1 rRNA gene is annotated in these 2,940 nt (G+C 64.3%); it reads right to left on the bottom strand.

Annotated elements, in window-relative coordinates:
- Positions 1–2,933, bottom strand: a 23S ribosomal RNA gene (locus I4W09_RS10100); the annotation flags it as partial.
- Positions 2,934–2,940: the final 7 nt, after the last annotated feature.

Here is a 2,940-nt window from a genome sequence, read left to right as displayed (position 1 = left end):
CGTCGCCGCCCTTGCACCTGCCGTCTATCGACCAGGTAGTCTACCTGGGCCCTTACCGGAAGGAGAACTAATCCCTGGAACGGCTTCCCGCTTAGATGCCTTCAGCGGTTATCCGCGCCGCACGCGGCTACCCGGCCGTGCCGTTGGTCGACAACCGGTTCACCGGAGGTGCGTCCACCCCGGTCCTCTCGTACTGGGGGCAGCCTCCATCGATTCTCCTGCGCCCACGGAGGATAGGGACCGAACTGTCTCACGACGTTCTGAACCCAGCTCGCGTACCGCTTTAAACGGCGAACAGCCGTACCCTTGGGACCTGCTCCAGCCCCAGGATGCGATGAGCCGACATCGAGGTGCCAAACCTTGCCGTCGATGTGGACTCTTGGGCAAGATCAGCCTGTTATCCCCGGAGTACCTTTTATCCGTTGAGCGACGGCCCACCCACTCGGGGCCGCCGGATCACTAGAGCCTGCTTTCGCACCTGCTCGGCTTGTGGGCCTCGCAGTCAAGCCCGCTTGTACTCTTGCATTCAAAAGGACGGTTGCCGACCGTCCCGAGCGGACCTTCGCGCGCCTCCGTTACCCTTTAGGAGGCGACCGCCCCAGTCAAACTGCCCGCCTGGCACGGTCCCCGAGCCGGTTGACGGCCTCGGGTTAGGACGCCGGTCGCGCGAGGGCAGTATTCCAAGGGCGGCTCCCCGGGGGCTGGCGCCTCCGGATCGATGCCTCCTGCCTATCCTCTACACGCGGGACCAGCGGCCAATGCCAAGCTGCAGTGAAGGTTCACGGGGTCTTTCCGTCCTTCCGCGGGTAAGTCGCATCTTCACGACCAGTGCAATTTCACCGGGTCCATGGTCGAGACAGCGCCCAAGTCGTTGCGCCTTTCGTGCAGGTCGGAACTTACCCGACAAGGAATTTCGCTACCTTAGGACCGTTATAGTTACGGCCGCCGTTTACCGGGGCTTGGCTTCGGGGCTTCGCGCGATGCGCTAACTCCTCCGCGTGACCTTCCGGCACCGGGCAGGCGTCAGACCCTATACGTCGCCTTGCGGCTTCTGCAGAGTCCTGTGTTTTTGGTAAACAGTCGCTTGGGCCTCTCCACTGCGGCCCGCCTCCGCTCCCCGGGCGAGCCGGTTCACGTACGCGCGGGCACCCCTTCTCCCGAAGTTACGGGGCCATTGTGCCGAGTTCCTTGACCATGGTTGACCCGATCGCCTCGGTATGTTCTACCCACCCACCTGTGTCGGTTTGCGGTACGGGCGCGCACGCGCCTGCCTAGGGGTTTTTCTAGGGACCTCGGGCTCACTCGCTTCGCTCAGTCGCTTCGTCCGGAGCCTCGCCCTTCTGCGGACCGGATTTCCCTGGTCCGCGGGCCGCGCTCCATCACGGGGACGTCCAGAACCCCGCCGAGCCACCCCCATCCGTCGCCCCGTCGGTCGTAGCGCCGCGTGCGCGGTGCAGGAATGTCTGCCTGCTGCGCGTCGGCTACGCCTCCCGGCCTCGCCTTAGCCCCCGACTGACCCTGGGAGGATTAGCCTTGCCCAGGAAACCTCGGGTTCACGGCGGACGAGTTACTCTCTCGTCTCTCGCTACTCATGCCAGCATTCTCACTCCCATGCGCTCCACCGTCGGTCGCCCTCCGGCTTCTCCGCCCATGGGAAGCTCCCCTACCGATTCTGAAAATCAAAATCCCGCCGCTTCGGTGTCCAGCTTAGCCCCGTGTATTGTCGGCGCATGTCCACTCGACCAGTGAGCTGTTACGCACTCTTTGAATGGATGGCTGCTTCTAAGCCAACATCCTGGTTGTCTGGGCGGACGCACATCCTTTGCCACTCGGCTGGAACTTGGGGACCTTAGCGGGCGGTCCGGGCTGTTTCCCTCTCGAGCACACAGCTTAGCCCACATGCTCTGACTGCCGCGCTCTGGGCCGCCGGCATTCGGAGTTCGGTTGGATTCGGTAGGCGGCGAAGCCCCCTCGTCCATCCGGTGCTCTACCTCCGGCGGTGAACGCGCGACGCTAGCCCTAAAGCTATTTCGGGGAGAACGAGATATCTCCGGGTTTGATTGGCCTTTCACCCCTATCCGCAGGTCATCGCCGCCGTTTTCAACCGACGTGCGTTCGGCCCTCCACGGGGTCTTACCCCCGCTTCAGCCTGCCCACGGATAGCTCACCCGGCTTCGCGTCCGCGGCGCGGGACTCAAGTCGCCCTGTTAAGGCTCGCTTTCGCTCCGGCTCCCTTTCGGTTAACCTCGCCCCGCGCCAGCGACTCGCTGGCTCATTCTACAAAAGGCACGCCGTCACAACTGAAAGTTGCTCCGACTGCTCGTGGGCGCACGGTTTCAGGTACTGTTTCACTCCCCTCCCGGGGTGCTTTTCACCTTTCCCTCACGGTACTGGTGCGCTATCGGTCACAGGGTAGTACTCAGGCTTGGATGGTGGTCCACCCAGGTTCGGACCGGGTTTCACGTGCCCGGCCCTACTCAGGGACCGCGTCGCGCCGTCCGGTCTGGGTTCGCGTACGGGGCTGTCACCCGCTGCGGCCGGCCCTCCCATGCCGTTCCGCTCCCCAGCCGGACCTGCGCCCGGGGGCGGCAGCCCCCGGATGCGCGGCCCTGCAACCCCGTCGGCGGAACCCCTGCCGGGTATGCCCGCTCGACGGTTTGGCCATCGGTCCCCTTTCGCTCGCCGCTACTCGGGGAGTCTCGAGATTGATTTCCTCTCCTCCGGGTACTTAGATGTTTCAGTTCCCCGGGTTGTCCTCCCGGCCCCTATGTGTTCAGGGTCGGGATATCCACACCTCTGTGGATGGGTTCGCCCATTCGGAGACCCCCGGGTCGAAGGATGTGTGCTCCTCGCCGGGGATTATCGCAGCTTGCCGCGTCCTTCATCGGCTCCCTGTGCCAAGGCATCCGCCGTGCGCCCGTGGTATCTTGCGGGACCGCA

It is taken from the genome of Collinsella aerofaciens, assembly GCF_015670795.1.
GTDB classification, from domain to species: Bacteria; Actinomycetota; Coriobacteriia; order Coriobacteriales; family Coriobacteriaceae; genus Collinsella; species Collinsella aerofaciens_Q.
Note: the sequence above shows the minus strand (reverse complement) of the source record. Positions and strands in the feature narration are given on the sequence as shown.